Source organism: Pontimicrobium aquaticum (assembly GCF_005047595.1).
In the GTDB taxonomy this organism is placed as follows: Bacteria; Bacteroidota; Bacteroidia; order Flavobacteriales; family Flavobacteriaceae; genus Pontimicrobium; species Pontimicrobium aquaticum.
The window spans coordinates 141006-156699 of sequence record NZ_SUPL01000002.1; the positions used below are offsets into that span (position 1 = coordinate 141006).

The following is a 15694-nucleotide window of genomic DNA, read 5'->3' on the forward strand; positions in this document are numbered from 1 at the left end:
ATTAATAGCAAGAACTAATTAGTTATGGCAGGAGGAAAATTATCTGCAAGGCAGAAAATGATAAACTTGATGTATTTAATCTTCATCGCGATGTTAGCATTAAATATGTCAAAAGAAGTGCTGTCGGCATTCGGTTTAATGAACGAACGTTTAACTGAGTCGAACCAAGCAGCAACCGAACGTAACTCAGCGTTTATGGGCGAATTGGCTACAAAGGCTAGTGAGCAACCTGAGAAGTATCAACCATTAAAAGAAAAAGCTGATCAAATCTCAACCTTGGCAAACGACTTTAACTTATATCTTGAAACTCTAAAAGGAAACATGACAGCAACTGTTGATGATCCTTCAGACTACGAGATTATGGATAAAGGTGATTACCTAGACCAGAATTTCTTTAAGGGCGATAAGTTAAAACCAGAAGGAGAAGAATTTTTAAATCAAATTACAACATTTAGAGACAAAGTGCTTGAGGTTTTAGGAGACGATCCTAGATTTACTGAAATTGCTAAAGATGTAAAAAATAAATTTTCTACAGACCCAGTAACAAATAATGATGGCAATGTCTTAGATTGGTTAGATTATCACTATAAAGGATTCCCATTAGTAGCATCCTTAACAAAGATGACACAAATGCAGTCAGATATTAAGACAACTCAATCAGAGGTATTAGGCGCTATGTTTACAGGAACCTTATCTAGTGAGGTGTCTATGACGAATTATACAACATTGTTAGAAACATCTAAATCAGCTTACTTTAACGGTGAACAATTTGATGGGCAAATTGTATTAGGTCGTAAAGATGCATCTACTAAGCCAAATAGAGTAGAATTAGCATTAGATGGTCGTGCATTAAATGCTAACGAATATTCTATTGAAGATGGTAAAGTAAAATTAAAAGTTGGTACAGGAAGACCTGGAGAACATAAAATTACTGGGAAGTTAATTTTCTTAGAAAACGGAGAAGAAACTGAAGTAGATGTGAATCAATCTTTCGCTACTGTAGCTAAGCCAAATGCAGCAACCATTTCAGCTGATAAAATGAATGTGGTATATCGTGGTGTTAAAAACCCAATGACTATTTCGTTTGCAGGAATTGCTGACAATAAAGTAGTTGCTAGAGGAGAAGGACTTTCTAAAACAAATGGAGTAGGTAAATATGTAATGGACGTTACTAGAGTACAAGGTAGAGAAGTAACCATTAATGTTACAGGTACACTAGGAGAAGAAACAGTAACTGACAATGCTAAATTTAGAATTAAAGATATACCGAGACCAACTGGTACTGTAAGAGGTGAGGATGGTACTGTAAAAATGCAACGTGGTAATCTTGAAATATCTACCATTGGTGCAAAATTAGAAGATTTCGATTTCGAATTACCATTGGTGATTAAGTCATTTAGTTTTAAAGTACCTGGACAGCCTACAATTGCTGTAAAAGGAAATAAATTGGATAGTAGAGCTAAACAAGCCTTAAAAAAGGCAAAACGAGGATCAGGAGTTCAAATATTTGATATTGATGCTGAAATACGTGGAAATTCAAGTTATAAACTTAAAAAAGTGTCTCCTGTATTTGTAGAATTAACAAACTAGAAAAAGGAACATTGAGTCCCAAATTAAATAATTAATAAGATGAATTTAAAAAGTTTTGTATTAACCGTTGCATGTGTTGTTATTGCTAATAGTGCATTTGCGCAAGCAAATATTCTAAACGCAAAAAGCCCTGAAGAAATAGGCGTAAAAACAGATGCACAGATATTAATGGATAATGATAAGCCATTAGAGTATGGCTATGTTGATGACAGAGACATATTATACGCAACTATGATTTGGGAAAAAGTAGTTCTTGATGAACGTATTAATTTTCCGATGTATTATCCTATAGATACCAATAACATTGGTAAAGACAGGCGTTCATTATTCGATGTATTAATGCGTAGCGTTAAAAATGGAGATATCGAAAATATTTACGACGATTCGTATTTCACGACCAAGCGTACCTTAAAAGATATTGAAGCGTCTATGGTGCTTGTGGATACAACAGAGCTAGGTATAGAGCAATTTAATGCTGGTGAAACAATTTCTCCTGAATACATTAGTAAAAGAGAAATTAGTGCAGCCGATGTTAAAGAGTATCATATTAAAGGTATGTACTACTTCGATAAGCGTTTAGGTGAATTAAAATACCGTTTATTAGGTATTGCACCAGTGGTTCCTGATGTTAATTTTATTGACGAAGACGAACCAGATTTAGTGCCATTATTTTGGGTGTTTTTCCCAGATGCGCGCGATGTGTTACACCATGCTAAAGCCTTTAATGGTAAAAACTCAGCGATACCAATATCGTTCGATCATCTCCTAAACTCTAGACGTTTTAACGGTTATATTTTTAGAGAAAAGAACGTACAAGGTAATAGAGCTATTACAGAGTATATTACCGATAATGCATTAATGCAGTTATTAGAATCGGATAGAATAAAAGAACGTATTCGAGATTTCGAACAAGATATGTGGACCTACTAACTGTAGTGTCTTATAAAACTTAAAACGCTCACAAGTTAATTTGTGAGCGTTTTTTTATATTCCTACAAAAGTGGGAATCTTTTTTGTCTTACTTTTGCCTGTAATGAAAAACGTAGATTATATAGTTGTTGGTTCGGGTTTGGCAGGCATTATGTTTTGTGATGTATTGATGCAGCATAACAAGACTTTTGTGGTGGTTGATGATGGTTCGCAAAAATCATCAATGGTTGCAGGAGGCTTATATAATCCAGTGGTTTTAAAACGTTTTACGCCAGTTTGGAAATCAAAAGAGCAACTAGAATTAGCCTTACCCAGATATAAAGCCTTAGAAAAGCAATTAGATGTTCAGCTTGATTATAAAATTCCTGTATATCGTTTATTTGCTTCAATAGAAGAACAGAATAATTGGTTTTTAGCGAGCGATAAAGCTGGACTTTCAGAATACATAAAACCAGAAATTCATCACATAAAAAACACTTCTATTAAAAATGATTTTGGCTTTGGAAAAGTGCTTCATACAGGTAGAATAGATACAACAGCTTTAATCAATGCGTTTAAAAATGAGTTGCGAAATAATCATCAATTAATTGAAAATCCCTTTGATTATAATGCAGTTTCTAGTAATCAAGACATAGTAAATTACAATAATATTGAAGCAAAGCATATTGTGTTTGCTGAAGGGTTTGGATTAAAACAAAATCCGTTTTTTAATCATCTACCACTTAAAGGTACAAAAGGCGAACTGTTAACCATCAATGCGCCAAAGCTCAACATAGATTTTGTGCTTAAATCTGGAGCATTTTTAATTCCGTTACAAAATGATAACTATATTGTTGGAGCAACTTACGAATGGGAAGATAAAACAAACAATATTACGGAAACTGCAAAGAACGAACTACTAGAGAAACTTAAAGCATTTATAAATTGTGATTTCGAGGTAGTTAATCAAGTTGCAGGAATGCGACCAACAGTAATAGATAGAAGACCACTAGTAGGACAACACGACACAAATAAACATCTATTCGTTCTAAATGGCCTAGGAACAAGAGGCGTCATGATTGCGCCTTATGTAGCTAAACAGCTATTTGAATATATTGAAAATGGAATTGAAGTTGATTCTGAAATAAATATTTCCAGATTTAACAATTAAACGTTTTTATCGGATAATTGCTTGTCGAAATGTATAAATAGGTTAATCCAAATATTTCTAGAAAGTCTTAAAATAACAGGTAAAAAAACAATCATGGTACCTATTATAGCTATAAATGCAGTTAGTGCACTAGAGCCTAGTAAGACATAAGAGATAATAAAAGCAGCCACTGCAAAGGCAATACCAACAGCATAACTCACATACATAGAGCCATAAAAAAACGAAGGTTCAATCTTGTATTTTGTGCCACAACTAGAACATTTTTCATGCATTTTTAAGGTCTGAGACAGCACATAAGCATTCTTGTTAATGTACATACTTTCGTTATGACACTTAGGGCAAGCACCAGTTAAAATACTGTATAATTTATTTCCTTTTCTTAGCATGTTTAATTATGTTATTTTTGCACCAAAATTGACCACAAAATTAAACTTTATTTAAGTTTTAACTGTAACTTTTGTAACAAAATGCTAAATATTCATAAGCTTTCTATCTCATTTCAAGGTGAGTATTTATTTCAAGATATTTCTTTTAGGTTAAAAGGAGGTGATCGCGTAGGACTAATTGGAAAAAATGGTGCTGGAAAATCTACCTTATTAAAGATTTTAGCAAATGAAATGGAATATGATTCGGGTCAAGTAGCAACCGAGAAAGCTCTAAAAATAGGTTTTTTAAAACAAGATATAGATTTTGTTTACGGCAGAACTATTTTAGAAGAAGCTTATGAGGCTTTTACCGAAATAAAAGAAATTGAAGCAGATATTGAAACTATAAATACACAATTAGCCGAAAGAACCGACTATGAAAGCGATGGTTACCATCAGTTAATGATAGATTTAAATGATAAGCAACACCAATACGAAATTTTGGGAGGTTATAACTATCAAGGAGAAACCGAAAAAGTATTACAGGGCTTAGGTTTTAAACGTGACGATTTTGGGAAGCTTACCGACACCTTCTCTGGAGGTTGGCGAATGCGAATTGAACTGGCAAAATTGTTACTTCAAAACAATGATATTTTATTGCTTGATGAACCTACCAATCACCTTGATATTGAATCTATTATTTGGCTGGAAACGTTTTTAAAAAATTATTCGGGAGCTGTAGTTATTGTGTCTCACGATAAAATGTTTTTAGATAATGTTACCAATAGAACCATTGAGATTTCTTTAGGTAGAATTTACGACTATCCAAAACCGTATTCAGAATACTTAGTGTTAAGAGAGGAGTTGAGAACGCAGCAATTGGCATCACAAAAAAATCAACAAAAACAAATAGAGCAAACCGAAAAACTCATTGAGAAATTCCGAGCTAAAGCATCTAAGGCATCAATGGCACAGTCGCTAATTAAAAAGCTGGATAAAATAGATCGCATTGAAGTTGATGAAGATGATAATAGTGTGATGACGCTTAACTTTCCTGTATCTATAATACCTGGAAAGGTAGTTGTTGAAATGGAACATATTGAAAAACATTACGGTAATTTACAAGTGCTAAAAGATGTTGGCATGATGGTAGATCGCGATAGTAAAATTGCATTCGTGGGACAAAATGGTCAAGGTAAATCGACATTAGCAAAAATTATTGTAGGTGAAATTGAATTTGGAGGCCATTTAAAACTTGGGCACAATGTACAAATAGGATATTTTGCTCAAAACCAAGCAGAATATTTAGACGGTAATAAAACCGTTTTAGACACCATGATTGATGCTGCTAACGAATCTAACCGAAGTAAGGTTAGAGATATTTTAGGCGCCTTTTTATTTAGAGGTGAAGAGGTTGATAAATACGTAAAAGTGTTGTCAGGAGGTGAGCGTAACCGTCTGGCTTTGGCTAAATTATTACTACAGCCTTTAAACGTTTTAGTAATGGATGAGCCTACAAACCATTTAGATATTAAATCTAAAAACGTTCTTAAAGAAGCACTCAAAAAGTTTCAAGGCACTTTAATTTTAGTGTCTCACGATAGAGATTTTTTAAGAGGATTAACCAACAAGGTGTATGAGTTTAAAAATCAAAAAATAACAGAGTATTTAGGTGATATCGATTTCTTTTTAGAACAACGTAATCTTGAAAATTTAAGAGAAGCCGAAAAGCGAGAAGTAATAAAAAATATTGAAGTAAAAGCAGATAATAAGCAATCGTACCAAGATCAAAAAAAGTTAAAATCCTTAAATAATAAGCTTAGTAAAGTAGAGTCAGAGATAAGCGATCTAGAGAAAAAAATTAAGGAAATAGATGTGGAGCTTCAAACCAATTATGATGCTACAGTGGCTGATGCTAACTTTTTTGATGACTATCAAAATAAAAAGAAGAGACTAGAGGTTTTAATGCTAGATTGGGAAAACGTACATGAAGAAATAGAAAAAATTTCTTAGTTAAATATTTAAGTTTTTTTTAACTTATGCTCATTTACTAATGGATAATTTTGCACGAATAATCATCAAAGTTATCTAAATGCGAAATATAATACTTTCCATTATTGGAGTTGTACTAATTATAGGCTCCATTTTATTTGCAAAAAAACTTATTGCCAATAAAAACAAGCCAAGACCTGTTGCTCCAAAGGTGGTAAAAACGGTTTTTATTGATACTGTTCAAAATACTACTATTTCCATTGTACTTCCAGCCAATGGAAACTTAACTGCAAAGCAAAGAGTAGAATTGTACTCCGAGGTACAAGGTATATTTCGCGGTAGTAATAAGCTGTTCAAACCAGGGCAATCATACAGAAGAGGAGAAGTATTAATTAAAGTCGATGCTTCAGAGCATTACGCAAGTGTACAATCTGCAAAAAGTAATCTATATAATGACATTGCAGCCATAATGCCAGATTTGCGTTTAGATTTTCCAGAAGTATTTTCTAAATGGGATACTTATTTAAAAAGCTTTGATTTAAGTAAAAGTACACCTGAGCTTCCTAAAATGAATTCAGATAAAGAAAACTATTTTATTACAGGGCGAGGTATTGTTTCAAGCTATTACAATGTAAAAAACTTAGAACAACGTTTGTCTAAGTACAGTATTATAGCACCTTTTAGTGGTGTTTTAACGGAGGCTTTAGTAACTGAAGGCACGTTAATTAGAAATGGACAAAAGTTAGGTGAGTTTATTAATCCTAATGTCTATGAAATGGAAGTGGCTATAAGTAAATCTTTTGCTAATATTTTAAAAGTTGGTGAAAGTGTTGACTTAACAAACTTAGATAAAACCGAAAGCTATATAGGAAAAGTGTCTAGGGTAAATGGTAGTATTGATGCAAATACACAAACCATAACTGCTTTTATTGAGGTTGCTCATGAAAACTTAAAAGAAGGTATGTACCTAGAAGCAAACCTAAATGTAAAAGCCATTGAAAATGCTATAGAAATTGATAGGAACTTATTACTGGATGACCAACAAATTTTTGTGGTTAAAGATAGCTTATTGGATGTAATTTCAGCAAAACCAGTACATTTTTCAGACACTAAAGTAGTGTTAAAAGATGTGCCAAATGGAACCATTATTCTAAAGAAAACAGTTCCAGGAGCTTACGCTGGAATGTTAGTAAAACCTTTTGAGCCTAAAGCCAACGATGCTAAATCTTCTACCAAGCAATGAGAAAAATAATAGCATATTTTATTAGATATCATGTTGCGGTAAATGTGTTTATTATTGCATTTTTTGCCTTCGGTATTATAGGACTACTCTCTTTAAGATCTTCCTTTTTTCCTTTGGTAGAATCTAAAATAATTAATATTAACATCACTTATCCTGGAGCATCTCCACAAGAAATAGAAGAAGGGATTGTGCTGCAAATAGAAGATAATTTAAAAGGATTAAAAGGCGTTGATAGAGTAACTTCGGTGTCTCGTGAAAACAGTGGTAGCATTACTGTTGAAATAGAAAAAGGAGAAAACTTAGACTTCATGTTGCTTGAAGTTAAAAATGCAGTTGATAGAGTACCTTCTTTTCCAACAGGAATGGAGCCTCTGGTTGTTTCAAAGCAAGAAGAAGTAAGGCAAACCATATCGTTTGCATTAAGTGGCGAAAACATTCCTTTGGCAACATTAAAACAGTTGGCTCGTGAGGTTGAAAATGAATTACGAACAATCGATGGTATTTCTCAAATACAAGTATCTGGTTATCCTGCTGAGGAAATTGAAATTGCTGTAAATGAAACGAGCTTACTGGCTTATAATCTCACCTTTAATGATGTAGCGCAAGCTGTAAGTGCTTCTAACATTTTAGTTACAGGAGGAAACATCAAAACAGATGTTGAAGAGTACTTAATTAGAGCCAATAACAAACAGTATTATGGCGACGAACTATCAAACATTATAGTTAAAGCATCAAATGATGGCAAAGTAGTTAGGCTAAAAGATGTTGCCATAGTAAGAGATCGTTTTTCTGAATCTCCCAATGCGACATATTTCAATGAAAAACTTTCAGTAAATGTCACTGTAACCAGTACAAATAATGAAGACTTAGTTAGTTCGGCAGATAAGGTTAAAGAATACATTGTAAGTTATAATCAAAAGCATAATAATGTGCGTTTGGATGTGGTTAGAGACATGTCAATAACACTAAACCAACGTACACAACTATTAACGGAAAATGCCATAGTTGGAATGGTTCTAGTATTGGTGTTTCTATCGTTATTTTTAAATACTCGTTTAGCATTCTGGGTAGCATTTGGATTGCCAATATCTTTTTTAGGGATGTTTATTTTTGCTGGTCAATTTGATGTTACCATCAATGTATTATCACTTTTTGGAATGATAATCGTTATAGGTATTTTGGTGGATGATGGTATTGTAATTGCAGAAAATATCTACCAGCATTACGAAAAAGGAAAAACACCTGTTCAAGCAGCAATTGATGGTACGATGGAAGTGATTCCGCCAGTCGTATCAGCTATTATAACAACTGTTTTAGCTTTTTCTTTATTTCTGTTTTTAGATAGTCGTATTGGTGAATTTTTTGGAGAAGTTTCGGTTATCGTTATTCTAACACTTGCAGTTTCTTTAATTGAAGCACTCATTATTTTGCCTGCGCATTTAGCACATTCTAAAGCACTTAAACCACAAGTTGAAGAAGAAAATCCTTCAAAACTAAAGCAGTTTTTTGCCAAAATGCGTGGCATAAACAAATATGGCGATAGTTTTATGGCTTTTTTAAGAGATAAGGTTTATACACCAGTTTTAGGGTTTGTGCTTCAATTTAGAATGTTATCCTTAGGTGTGTTTGTAGCACTGCTAATACTTACTCTAGGATCTGTTGGTGGTGGTGTAATTGGTGTCACGTTCTTTCCAAGAATTGCCAGTGATACTGTGTCTATACAATTAGGAATGCCAAATGGAACGAATGTAAAAATCACGGATTCAATTATTTCAATGATTGAAGAAAAATCGTTTATTGTTAATGAAGAACTCACCGAAAAGTACTTAAAAGGAACAAGCAAGCAGTTGTTCGAAAATACTATCCTAAGCATAAATGGTAGTTCTAATGCAACTTTAACTATTAATATGTTGCCAGGAGAAGAGCGCCCTGATGAGATTGTATCATCTATGGTGTCTAATAGACTAAGAGAATTAGTTGGACCAGTTATTGGTACTGAACGACTCATTTATGGTTCAGGAGGAAACTTTGGAGGTAGTCCTATTTCAGTGTCGCTGTTAAGTAATAATATTGATGAGCTTAAGGCTTCAAAAATTGAAATGAAGCAGTACCTAGAATCTAATCCGTTGTTAAAAGATGTTGAAGATAATGACCCAGCAGGTATTAAAGAAATTCGTTTAGAGTTAAAAGAAAGTGCCTATTTACTTGGGTTGGATTTAAGAACCGTTATGAGTCAAGTTCGTGCAGGATTCTTTGGAGCACAAGCGCAACGTTTTCAGCGTGGACAAGACGAAATTAGGGTTTGGGTACGTTACGATGCACCAAATAGAAACTCTATTAATGATTTAGACGACATGCGTATTCTTACACCTTCAGGTGAGCGTGTTAACCTAAAAGATATTGCTAACTATAGTATAGCTAGAGGTGATGTGGCAATTAATCATTTAGAAGGTCAACGTGAAATACAGGTGTCTGCAGATTTAAAAGACCCAAGCACAAGTAGCACAGATATTTTGGATGATATTAAAGCTAATTTTATTCCGCAATTAAAATCTAAGTATCCTACGATTTCAGCGTCTTTTGAAGGACAAAACAGAGAGGCTAGTAAATTATCTAATTCATTAGCAAGTGCAGGCATACCAATTTTATTACTTATTTATGTTGTGATAGCGTTCACATTTAGAAGTTATAGTCAGCCTATTTTACTAATCTTGTTAATACCTTTTAGTTTAACAGCAGTAGCTTGGGGACATTGGCTGTTAGGTTTCCCTGTTAATATATTATCCTTATTGGGTATTATTGCACTAATAGGTATTATGGTTAACGATGGGCTTGTTTTAATAGGGAAATTTAATAATAATTTAAAAGAAGGAATGTCTTTTGATATTGCTTTATCAGAAGCTGGTAAATCACGTTTTAGAGCTATTTTCTTAACGTCACTTACTACTATTGCTGGTTTAGCGCCTTTACTTTTAGAAAAAAGTAGGCAAGCACAATTTTTAAAACCAATGGCTATATCTATTTCGTTTGGAATTGGTTATGCAACAATTTTAACATTATTGGTTTTGCCATTATTTTTGTCGTTTAGCAATGATATTAAGAAAAATTTGAAGTGGTTGGCCACAGGAAAAAAAGTAACTAAAGAAGAAGTAGAACGTGCTATAAAAGAACAAAATGAAGAAAAAGAATTTTAAATATTTGATGCTTTTTATTTTACTTGCCTTTTCAGTTCATGTCCAGGCACAAAAAGTACTATCAAGACAAGAAGCAGTAAGCTTAGCTCTAGAAAATAATTATGGCATTAAAATAGCAAACAATACTGTTGAGATTGCTGAGAATAATACTAATATTCTAAACTCTGGGTTTTTACCTACACTTACAGCTAATAGCGGAGCTACTTATAGTTTAGATAATACAGAGGCCATATTTTCAAATGGAAATGTTACCAACTTAAATGGAGCTGAAAGTTCAAGATATAATGCGTCTGTAAATTTAAATTATACGCTTTTTGATGGTTTAGGAAGACATTATAATTACAAGCGACTTAAAGAAGAAAAACAACTTACAGAGCTTGAGGCTAGAGAAACTATTGAAAATACAATACTTCAATTGTTTACAGTTTATTACAATGTGGCAGAATTGTCACAAAATATAGAAGCTGTTGAGCAAACCTTTACAATTTCTAAAGACCGTTTGAAACGCGCTGAGTACCAATTTGATTATGGACAAAGCACTAAATTAGATGTTTTAAATGCTCAAGTTGACATTAATAATGATAGTATAAACTACATTAATATTAAACAGCAATTAAGAAATGCTAAACGCGATTTAAATGTTATTTTAGGAAATACGGCTACTAATAATTTTGAAGTAGATACCTTAATAAACTTTGTTTTAAGTATTAATAAAGCTGATTTAATAAGTAAGGTGAGAGAAAATAATGTAGCGTTATTACAGGTTAATAAAAACCTTATTATTAACGAATATGATATTAAATCATGGAAATCTGATTTTCTTCCAAAACTGGGTTTAACAGGTTCTTATGGTTGGAATAAAAATAATAATAATGCAGCTTCTTTTTTAGAAACGTCAACCAATACAGGGCTTTCAGGAGGGCTTAATTTAAGTTGGAATTTGTTTGATGGTGGAGGCACTATGACGCGTGTTAAGAATGCAAAAATTAACTTAGAAAATCAACAGCTTCAAAAAGAACAAATTATAGTTAATATAGAGCGTAATTTCGAAAATGCTTGGGACGATTATCAAAATAAGCTAGCTATTTTTAATGTTCAAGAAGAAAATATTGTAACCTCAAAAAACAACTTTGATCGTACTCAAGAAAAATTCAAATTAGGACAAGTAACTTCCATAGAGTTTAGACAAGCACAATTAAATCTTTTAAATGCTGAGTTAAGCAGAAATCAAGCAAAATACGATGCTAAGTTAGCTGAACTTTTGGTACTGCAATTAAGTGGTGAATTACTCAATTTAGAGTTTTAATTTTTTAAAGTGAAAGAGCAATTTTTTCAATGCCCATATTGCTGGGAATCTATATCTATGCTAGTAGATGTTTCCGAAAATACTCAGTCTTATATTGAAGATTGTGAAGTATGCTGCAATCCTATTAGGCTAAAAATATGTGTTAGCAATAATACCATAATTCAATTTGAAGCCCTTAAATATTGAGCAATAAGGTAGAAATCCGATAAAACACACTCTTAAAAGTAAGTTAATGACTACGCTTATGTATTTCATCGAATATAGTTGGTAGTTTGTCTAGTTAGATTTATATTCGTTGTAGATTAATGCCCTCAATTAAAATCTACTACTTATGAAAACCTTAAAACTAACATTTTTGTTATGCTTCGTTTCAGCATTATCTTTTGCAAATGTTTCTAACAAAGAAAAAAATGCCTTAATAGCCATTTGTAATGCTACTAATGGTGATAATTGGACAGTAACTTGGGATTTAACAAGTCCAATAAATACCTGGCATGGTGTAGTTGTTAAAGATAATAAGGTAATAGCTCTTGATTTAAGCTTTAATAACCTTAAAGGAACTTTGCCTTCTCAATTAGGCGATTTAGAGCACTTACAAAAACTAAATTTATTTAGAAATGAAATTTCTGGTGTAATCCCAGAATCAATAGGTAATTTAAAGCAATTAAAATCTCTTAATATTGCATTTAATGCACTTGAGGGAAGATTGCCAAATGTAATAGGAGATCTAACATCACTAGAATCTTTAGAGTTGTTTATGAATAAACTCGAAGGTTCTATACCAAGAACCATTGGAGCGTTGTCTCAACTAGAAAAGATAGAAATTTTTAGTAATAACTTATCAGGGAACATACCAAACGAAATAGGTAATTTAACTAATTTAAAAGAGTTGTCTTTAAGTAGTAATAACTTAACAGGTGGAATTCCTAAAACAGTAAAGAACTTAGTTAATTTAGAAAAATTAAGCCTTTTTGATAATAGTTTATTTGGACCAATTCCTTCAAGCTTAGGTAATTTATCTAACTTAGAAGAAATCATGCTGTCGGATAATTTACTTTACGGAATGGTTCCAACAAGTTTAGCGAGTTTAGATAATCTAAAGATATTAATGATTAACAATAATGATCTAAAAGGAGACTTCGCCAGTTTAGGAGAAATGCTCCCAGACGGAATACATTTTGAGTTTGCTAATATTGGAGAAAGAAAAAATTCTGCATTAGCAGGAACCGATTAAGTAATTTGTATTATAATTATTTTTTTGATGAAAAAGCTATTTCATAATTTGGAGTAGCTTTTTTTTTATTTTATGCTTGTTAAAATAGAAAAGGGTTGTATATTTGCAGTCCAATATCGCGGGATAGAGCAGTAGGTAGCTCGTCGGGCTCATAACCCGAAGGTCACTGGTTCGAGTCCAGTTCCCGCTACTAAACAAGACTCAAGTACACATTGTATTTGGGTCTTTTTTTTAACGTCGTATTTATTTTGCTAGTAGGTATGCTTTATATTTCATAGAAGTCACACTCTTATAAATATTATTTGTTCTAACTAAATGTTAAAACCTTTATTGTTCAATTTATTTGTATTTCTTGTCCAAACATAATTCGATGTCCATCAATGGTTCGAATTGCAAATTCTCTTTGTCCCCAAGGTTTGTTCGTTATTTCACCTAAAATCTCCACATTGTTTGATAGATATTCCTCATATAAATCATCTATATTTCTAACATTTATATAAGCAAAATAAGAGTGGTTTTTGGTTTCAAAAGCAGATTTATCGTCTTGGCATTCACCAAGCATTACAATAAATTTCCCTCTCTTAAGGAAATGCCAACCATTTGTTACACGTAATGAAACAAAACCGAGCTGGTTTTTGTAATAATTAGCCGATTTTGCTAAATCTTTAACCGCAAGAACATATCTTGTATTCAGTATTTTACTCTTTTTTTTCTTTTTCAAAACGTTCTTTTTAAAATTTCAAAATTACCCATTACAAACACAATTGTATCTTTTTTATAGACAACCGTAAAATTATAGATTTTTAGAATTTAAAATATTATGGATGTATAATTAATAAACTTCTTACGATAATATGTTTAAATAAGTGACTTTATTCTTGTCTTTTTTTTACAATTTAAAGTTATCATTTTCAGGTACATTTCGACTTTAATTTAAATAATTGTTAATGAAAAGAGTAATTATGTGTATAGCTATTTCAATTATAGCGATACAATTAAACGCACAAATAGACCAAAAAAGGATCAATGCCTTGGAAACATTTTTGGAAGAGCGGATGAAAAAAGACCAAATTCCGGGGTTGTTGGTTGCAGCCTCTTACAAAGGGGAGCTAATCTATACCAAGTCTTTAGGTATGGCCAGTTTGGAGCATAAGGTTCCCGTGATCGATTCTACTGTTTTTGAAATAGGTTCCATAAGCAAGCAATTTACAGCAGCACTTATAGTGATGTTGGAAGAAGAGAACAAGCTTAGCCTTGACGACCCCATTTCAAAATATGTTACGGAAATACCTGGGGAATGGTATGGTGTAACCATAAAACAGCTTTTAAACCATACTTCAGGGATCCCAGATTATGAAGCTATCGCTGGCTATCAATATTATGATAATAGGCGAACTCCAATGGATATCATAAAAGTAGCCAATTCAAAGCCATTGGATTTTAAGCCAGGTGAAAAATTTAGGTATTGTAACACAGGTTACTATTTGCTTTCAATGATAATTGAACGCGTAACGAACAAATCTTTTTTAGCTTGTTTGAGTGAAAAGATTTTAGAACCATTACAAATGGCTCGAACAGGATTGTTTGATCCGACAGAAATTATAAATAATAGGGCCTCGGGGTATTCGCGAACTAAAAGTCGAATAGAAAATAGGCGTCCATCTGAGCCTAGTTCTACTTTAGGAGCAGGAGGTTTGTCTTCAACAATAGCTGATATGGCCAAATGGGATGCGGCTTTATATGGTAATAGTATTTTGTCAACAGAAGCATTGGAAAAACTTTGGACACCAGGAGTACTCAATAATGGTAGTAAAATAGGGTATGGTTTAGGTTGGCGAATTGAACCTTATAAAGGTCATAAGGAGCAATATCACTACGGAATGATGTATGGTTTTGTTGCCAACATTACACGGTTTTCTGATGATGGTCTGACATTTTTTGTTTTTGCAAACAGGTATCAGTTGAGTTTGGGCAGGATAGTGGAAGCGGTAATGGAGGCTTTTGTACCCGATTTGACTGAAGAATAAAATATAATTTAAATAATGAAACTATAAAGAAATGAAGAATATATTAGTATTTATAATTTACTCAGCTACACTGTTGTTTACTTCGATAAGTGTAGGGCAAGAAAAATTTAACTTTTCAAAACATCAAATAGAGGTTTGGAAGCTTGCAAAAACAAGAACCATTGTAGTAGCTAAGGCAATGCCAGAGTCAACTTACAATTATAGACCTACTAGTACAGTAATAAGTTTTGCTCAACAAATGGTGCACATTTCAAACAGTATGTTGTCTATGAATAGCCGATTCATTTTAGGGGAAGATTATATGGGAAATGAAAAAAATGCTTCAAAAATGACAAAGGAAGAAATTATTCTAGATTTAGAAAATGCTTTCGATACTGTTATAAGCACATTAAAAAACATGACTGATAATGAATTACAGAAAACAGGTAAAAGGCATGGTAGATTTCCACTAACCAAATGGCAATCTTTTTTGTTTATGAGAGATCATATAACAAACCATAGAGCTAAAGCAGTCCTATACTTAAGATTAAATAATATATCACCTCCAGCATATGGGTTTAATTAAAAATTGCATAAAACATTTTTAAGATCATGTCTCTTTTATACAATTTCAAAAGGTAATTTTTAAATACTTTGCGAGTTTAAAATTAAAAGAGTACTAAC

Annotated in this window: 13 protein-coding genes and 1 tRNA gene; 12 read left to right on the plus strand and 2 right to left on the minus strand. The window is 32.6% G+C overall.

The features are described 5' to 3' along the window. The first annotated feature begins 24 nt into the window (after window positions 1-24). The 3 genes from porM (at window position 25) to E5167_RS03590 (ending at window position 3670) form a co-directional block, all read left to right on the plus strand. Complete coding sequence (gene porM, locus E5167_RS03580; RefSeq protein ID WP_136841131.1) at window positions 25-1590, plus strand: type IX secretion system motor protein PorM/GldM; 1566 nt, start codon at window positions 25-27, stop codon at window positions 1588-1590. Between the two features lie 39 nt (window positions 1591-1629). After that, window positions 1630-2520, plus strand: a complete 891-nt coding sequence (gene porN, locus E5167_RS03585; protein ID WP_136841133.1) for a type IX secretion system ring subunit PorN/GldN — start codon at window positions 1630-1632, stop codon at window positions 2518-2520. A 103-nt stretch (window positions 2521-2623) separates the two neighbouring features. After that, window positions 2624-3670: an NAD(P)/FAD-dependent oxidoreductase gene (locus tag E5167_RS03590; protein ID WP_136841135.1), complete on the plus strand. Its 1047-nt coding sequence runs from the start codon at window positions 2624-2626 to the stop codon at window positions 3668-3670. Here the strand turns inward: E5167_RS03590 and E5167_RS03595 are convergent. Further along, window positions 3667-4056 carry a DUF983 domain-containing protein gene (locus E5167_RS03595; RefSeq protein WP_136841137.1) on the minus strand — a complete coding sequence of 130 codons (390 nt, stop codon included), beginning with the start codon at window positions 4054-4056 and terminating at the stop codon, window positions 3667-3669. The two genes, E5167_RS03590 and E5167_RS03595, sit on opposite strands and share 4 nt — an antisense overlap. A gap of 81 nt (window positions 4057-4137) precedes the next feature. On the opposite strand from E5167_RS03595, the gene E5167_RS03600 reads away from it, so the two are divergent. The 7 genes from E5167_RS03600 (at window position 4138) to E5167_RS03630 (ending at window position 13194) form a co-directional block, all read left to right on the plus strand. Continuing rightward, entirely contained in the window at window positions 4138-6048 is a 1911-nt protein-coding gene (locus E5167_RS03600; RefSeq protein ID WP_136841139.1) for an ABC-F family ATP-binding cassette domain-containing protein, read from the plus strand. 79 nt (window positions 6049-6127) lie between these two features. Continuing rightward, the gene (locus E5167_RS03605) at window positions 6128-7270 is read left to right on the plus strand and encodes an efflux RND transporter periplasmic adaptor subunit (protein WP_136841141.1); all 1143 of its coding nucleotides are present in this window, start codon (window positions 6128-6130) and stop codon (window positions 7268-7270) included. After that, complete coding sequence (locus E5167_RS03610; RefSeq protein ID WP_136841142.1) at window positions 7267-10464, plus strand: efflux RND transporter permease subunit; 3198 nt, start codon at window positions 7267-7269, stop codon at window positions 10462-10464. Before E5167_RS03605 ends, E5167_RS03610 begins: the two co-directional genes overlap by 4 nt. Then, window positions 10445-11770, plus strand: a complete 1326-nt coding sequence (locus E5167_RS03615; RefSeq protein ID WP_136841144.1) for a TolC family protein — start codon at window positions 10445-10447, stop codon at window positions 11768-11770. The genes E5167_RS03610 and E5167_RS03615 overlap by 20 nt, the downstream gene beginning before the upstream one ends. Before the next feature lie 57 nt (window positions 11771-11827). Continuing rightward, window positions 11828-11956: a CPXCG motif-containing cysteine-rich protein gene (locus E5167_RS03620; protein ID WP_394347688.1), complete on the plus strand. Its 129-nt coding sequence runs from the start codon at window positions 11828-11830 to the stop codon at window positions 11954-11956. Between the two features lie 145 nt (window positions 11957-12101). Beyond that, window positions 12102-13004, plus strand: a complete 903-nt coding sequence (locus E5167_RS03625) for a leucine-rich repeat domain-containing protein (protein ID WP_136841149.1) — start codon at window positions 12102-12104, stop codon at window positions 13002-13004. A 117-nt stretch (window positions 13005-13121) separates the two neighbouring features. Beyond that, window positions 13122-13194: transfer RNA gene (locus E5167_RS03630), tRNA-Met, on the plus strand. A gap of 144 nt (window positions 13195-13338) precedes the next feature. Here the strand turns inward: E5167_RS03630 and E5167_RS03635 are convergent. After that, entirely contained in the window at window positions 13339-13725 is a 387-nt protein-coding gene (locus tag E5167_RS03635) for a VOC family protein (protein WP_136841151.1), read from the minus strand. 241 nt (window positions 13726-13966) lie between these two features. Between E5167_RS03635 and E5167_RS03640 the strand changes: the two genes are divergently transcribed. Together E5167_RS03640 and E5167_RS03645 are read left to right on the plus strand one after the other, a co-directional pair. After that, entirely contained in the window at window positions 13967-15031 is a 1065-nt protein-coding gene (locus tag E5167_RS03640; RefSeq protein WP_262709577.1) for a serine hydrolase domain-containing protein, read from the plus strand. Window positions 15032-15062: 31 nt separating this feature from the next. Further along, window positions 15063-15596: a DinB family protein gene (locus tag E5167_RS03645; protein WP_136841155.1), complete on the plus strand. Its 534-nt coding sequence runs from the start codon at window positions 15063-15065 to the stop codon at window positions 15594-15596. The last annotated feature ends 98 nt before the right edge of the window (window positions 15597-15694 follow it).